Source organism: bacterium (genome assembly GCA_004299235.1).
In the GTDB taxonomy this organism is placed as follows: Bacteria; Chloroflexota; Dormibacteria; order Dormibacterales; family Dormibacteraceae; genus SCQL01.
In genome coordinates, this window is sequence record SCQL01000063.1 from 1 (window position 1) to 5,254 (window position 5,254).

The 5,254-nt window shown below is 62.1% G+C and carries 3 protein-coding genes; all 3 read right to left on the reverse strand.

Annotation, left to right across the window (positions count from 1 at the left end; genetic code table 11):
- Nucleotides 1-1,694 (reverse strand): integrase (locus tag EPN29_13970; protein ID TAN31033.1); only part of this gene is annotated, 1,694 nt, incomplete at its 3' end.
- On the reverse strand, nt 1,691-3,211 hold the full coding sequence (locus tag EPN29_13975) for a hypothetical protein (GenBank protein ID TAN31034.1): 1,521 nt from the start codon (nt 3,209-3,211) through the stop codon (nt 1,691-1,693). The genes EPN29_13975 and EPN29_13970, both read right to left, overlap by 4 nt.
- A 239-nt stretch (nt 3,212-3,450) precedes the next feature.
- Nucleotides 3,451-5,016: an integrase gene (locus EPN29_13980; GenBank protein TAN31035.1), complete on the reverse strand. Its 1,566-nt coding sequence runs from the start codon at nt 5,014-5,016 to the stop codon at nt 3,451-3,453.
- Nucleotides 5,017-5,254: the final 238 nt, after the last annotated feature.

A 5,254-nucleotide genomic window follows, 5' to 3' on the forward strand; every position in this document is an offset into this window, starting at 1 on the left:
TCGAGGTGGTCGCGAAGGTCGGCGACGGTATCGGCGACGGCGCGGACGGTTTCGATGTCGAGCAGGTCGTGGATACCGTCGCGGCCTCGTGAGGCGTATCGCCCGGCGACGACGGCCGAACGCATATGCCCGTATTGGATGGCCAGCGCAACGTGACCATTTGGTCGTCGGGCGATATGCCACGCCAGGGAACGGCGGAAGCGTTTGAGGCCTATCCTGCCGTGCGGGTCGGGCGGGATGGCTTCGTTGGCCAGGTTATGGCGTGCGGCTTCCGCGTTGGCCCAGTCAACGAAATCATCGATCCTGGTGCGCATGGACCTGTGGACCATTGAACCCGTGGCGGTCGGCTGGTTGTGTCGATCGTGGGCCGATGAATCGAACAGAAGCCCTCCTGAGGGAACCATTTTTTCCAGGACGCGAATGGCGTTGACGACCGGGATGATTGCCACCCATGGGGCATCGCGTTCCAGGCCGGCGGAGAGGTGATTGCCGTGTTCGTCGACTGCGGTTTTGTACTCGCGGCCACGGATCAGGTACCGCCCCGTTCTGCCCTCAGCGTCAGGCTCGGGGTCGGGGCAACAGCCGGTTGTCAATCCGAGCACTTCGCTGGGGCGCATGCCAGTGAGATAGGCACAAACGATAAACGCCGCCGTACCCAGATGACGCCACAGCGTCCACACTTCCAAGTAGTCGATCGCCTCGCGCCACAGCGTTCCGTCGATGCGCCCGGTGATCGAGATATCAAGTGGACACGCCGATGGGCGTTGCGCCGCGACCGCCAATAGTCTTTTGCGGTGCGGATATTCCTTGATTTGAGTCTTCGAGGCGCCGCTGCGACCACAAATGTAGGTGGCCACGAGCGTGACCCGATCTTGTTCGATACGGACAGGCAACGGGTCCCCGGACTCCAGAAGCGCATCGAGGTAGGCACACATTGCCTGTCGACCTTCCGGGCGCGCACTCTCGGGTATTGACTTGATGAGTCGTTCACGTTCGGCATGCGCGCGAAGGATGTCATCGGCCAGGTCATTGACCATGCGCATGGCCCATATCACGAGCCGCCCCACGGTGTCCTCAGCTAACGGAGCAGCAGCATTCTCACCACCCAGTGGAGTTGGGGCTGGCAGGTAATCATCGACCCCGGCGGTTTCCCACGGCGGGCGCCCGATACCAGTTGGAGCGGGGCTGATTTGGTCGAGCGCCCATAATCGGGTCAATGCGACCAGGCGCCGAAGTGCAGTGGAGCGCACTTCGGCCTTGGCGGTCAACAGATGCCGGCCGTAATCCTCAAGCATGTTGGTGTCGCAGTCGGCCAGGGCGTGAACACCACGATTGTCGAGCCATTGGGCCAGCTCGAGCCAATGACGCACGGTCGTTATGAGCGTCGGGACCGACGGGCGCGTCCGCATCCTGGTTCCGCGGTTGCGGACAAAGGTGGGCCGCAACTGCCCATTGATGAGGTTCCACACGGCAAGGCGTAGCTCGTTCTCGAACACGGCCGGGCAGTTTCGCCAGTGGATCTTGGGCCGGACCGCGGAGGGGTTTTCCGTCAGAGCAGCCAGCGACCACACAGGGTCGCTGTAGCACGGATTCAGATGAGCGTGAATCGGTTTCACGAGATCCGGCGCCACCACCGGGCTGCGCGGACCAGGCATCGGCAACAGGTATGGGTCGTCGTCGGCAGCCAGGGTCATGTGTCGAGAACTCCCTGCAGCAGCTGATCGACCAGGCCGCGGTCAGCATCGCTTAGTTGTGAAAGCGCTTGTGCCCAGAGCGGTTCGCCCAGACGTACCTTGAGTTCTTCAAGGCGCCCATGATGCTGGGCCCAGTCGCGGTGCCACGTATTTGGGGGCAGCACCGAGCGCAGATTCGTTAAAGCCTGATGCAAGTGCGCCAGCCGAGCGTGGTGTCCTGGGTGGACGTGTGCGTTTGGGCACGCCAGACACATGAGAAACGAGGCTGTGCAGCCCTCGTCGGGCCCCTTGGCAAACGGGCTTGACGTGGGGTCGGCACAGTCGGCTGTCGCCGTTTCGACATCGCCCACCGCCGGCCGGTCGCGCAGTTGCGCAACAAGAACCGTCTTTTGGGCACGACCCCAAGCGTCCTCGGCACCCGCAGCTATCACCTCGACGGCCTCTGCCTGAACACGCTTGTCCACTAAGGCATAACTGCGATCGAAGGTTTGCTCGGAGTGTTGAGTGGGCTCGCGGCGACCGAGGGCGACAACGGTTCGACGACCCCGACGAAACGGCGAGCCACTCAATCCTTGGGCTTGTGCCCATACGGCTGCATCGAAAGACGACACCCCAAAGCGGAAGTTCCCCACCGGAGGGTGACGGTCTCCGCGCACCCACACATGACCACGATTGCCGGTGCGCCAAACAATCAGCCGGTCAGTTCCAGGGGCTGCCTGCTCGACCAACACGCGAGCAAACCGAGTCGCCTGCAGGGCCTGCGTGATCAACCGCCCCGCCGAGGCGGCACCGTCATCGGTGAAATTTCTGGACTCGTGATAACGCCCCGCGCCGCGTCGGGGCTTTTCCAGCGCAACCCGATACGTCGGGCGACCATCGTGGCCGGCATCCGGTGATGCTTTAGGCACCTCAAGTCCGTCGATGACCGACAGGTTCCACCCGTATTCGGCCATCATCAGCACCCCCAACGCTGCCGCCTCCATCCTGGACAAAAACAAGCGCTGCCATGTGACCTCTGCCCTGGTACCACCTAGCGGCCCGTGATATCGCTTCTTGAGCAGATGCGCCCCCGCTTTGGTTTTGGCGTTCTTCATCGTGTACTCGGGCATCGATCCCGTATCGGCCAGAACGCTTAGCGCGTGGCCGATCAGCCAATCCGGGCTGCCTTCGACGAATGCTCCTTGCTGCCAACCGTGCAAGTGCTCAGCATTGTGTTCGATCCGCGCCAGCGCGGAGCGAAAAGTCCGCCGGGCTGCAACCTTGATCACCTGAAACTCGTCGCGGCTGTAAGACTGAGTGGCGCTTTGCGCTCGTCTGATGCGGCGCACAAGTTCGTCGGCCACTGGACCGCACTGTAGCCGCGGGTCCTCGTGCAACAGCAGCGCGACTTCAGTGAAGGGGCGTTTGTCGTTGAGCGTTGCCATGCTGTTGCGCCAACGCCTGACTAGGGCGGCGCTGAGGTCATCGAGATCGCGAATGCTTTCTGGTTGCTCGGCCAGGAACTGGGCGAACCGCACGATTTGCCGCCACATACTGCGCGATGTCCGATGGGTAGTCCAGGTTCCCGGCACGCAGCGGCGGGCGAACAATGCAGCTAGTGACCGCTGCAAAGGTTCATCGACCGGCAGCGTGGTGAAGTCGTAGTCCCTTACCCGGCCCTGCCCGTTGTAGTGGTGAACAACCAGACCGTCGGTTGCTAGTGGCTGTGGTCGACTGTGATCGAGCGGAGGAAGAACTGCCGGGCGACCACGCGCATTCACGCGCTGCTCCCCGGCCCGCCGAAGTCGTCGATGTCTTGTATGCCCACCGATTCGGCTGCGATACGCGCGAATACGGCGTCCAGTTCGGGCACGGGCGCTGGCACCGGGTCGACAGCGTCGGCCAGCATGGAGCGCAGTTGCAGATCAGCTACCGGTGCGAGGTAACGCTCAACGGTGGTTTCCCTACAGGCATGACCGAGCAAGTTTTGCACCATGAACCATGGATCACCATAGAGATGGCGGAAGTCCCGACGATCCTCAGGCGTGAGCCCGTATCGTTGATCCATCAACGAGTTGAGCACCACGAGCATGTAGAGAGCGAAGCTGTGTCGCGCGGAATGTGGTGTGGCATAAGGGGCATAGACCTTGTGCGGATCAAATCCGAGCCGTTGCCGCGGAGTGAGCACCGCCTCGCACCGACGATTAGCCATGGTGAAAACGCCGTCCCAAGAATGCACCTGAAACGGCAGTCCCAGTTCATTCAGCCACAACCACAGCGGCTCAAGCCCATGTTCACCTTCGATGAACAAGGTCATGCGCTCACTGACAGTCAGGCTGTTGAATTCACGCCGCACGATGGTGCCATCTGGACACTGCCACACCACCATCGGGCTAAGACCGCGGGTGATCTCGGTGACCACACGACGCTCCGCCAAGCGTTCGTAGCGCCTGGACTGCTGCGCTCGGCGGACGGCCAGTGCGCGTGACGAATCGCAATACGTCTCCACCTCAGCGACGGCGTCAGCAGCCACGTAGAAAGTTCTCGGTTTCTTCGCCCTGGTGACCTCGGCAGCGATTCGCCCTCGGCAGTACCTGCCCGTATCCCCTTCACGAGTCGGAACTTCAACAGTCAAAAGGGATCCGCCCTCGGCCCGCCGCAGACCTGATGTCACCAACAGCTGGACAAAGGCGACGTTGCGGTCCTCCAAACGCCCACCCCAGCCATGGTCGGGCACACCGTCGCACGTGTAGCCGCGTAGCCCGACATCGATCCATCGCCGCCAGCTGCGAGGGGTAAGCCAGTGCACATTACTGCGGCGCGCATCCTTCGCCCGTGCCGCAGGCACCGTGGCCACAGCACCGTCACGAGCGATCACGCGTCTCATCGCGACCGGGCTGCACGACACATGCCCGCATTCTGTGGCCCAGGCGTAAAAGCTTGCCAGTGCAGACAATTCACGATCCCATTTCGCCCCGCCAATACGACAGGGATTGGATTCGGCGAACCGGCGCCAATGCTCGTAGTCCTCGACATCCTCCCGAGTCGCCTGCCGCCACCCCGCACTTCTTCCCCACAAAAACGTCAAGAACAAGCGCAGGTCCGTCACATGATTTCGGCGTGTCTCAGCCGTGTAACCGCGGAAGACCCTGGACTGGACGTAGGCAGACAGCCGCGCATCGACCCGGTGGTCCGGCGACAAAAAAATGGGATCACCCGCGCGAACACCTACCGACCGTTCGCGTGTTGCAAGATCAGCCCAGCCGCGCAGCAGCCGTGGTCGAACACCCTGAGCTATCGATGCATTCGAGATCCAGAAAACTCGCCAACCCGTCAAAGTCATGCCTCCCGAAACTGGTTTGCTGACCAGTCATCGCGACATCACCACACTGCACTCAACTGGACTCTGGACCTAGTCGACACGCCGACTTAGCAGGGAACGGTAACGCCGGCATCCGCTCAGGCACCCCGACCTCATCGGCGATGAAATTCTCTGGCGACATGACCTAACCTCGCTTACTCGTTGGACACGGGAACAAGGCGCGTGCTCAGCCACTACCGCGCATGGCCGTCAGTGGCTG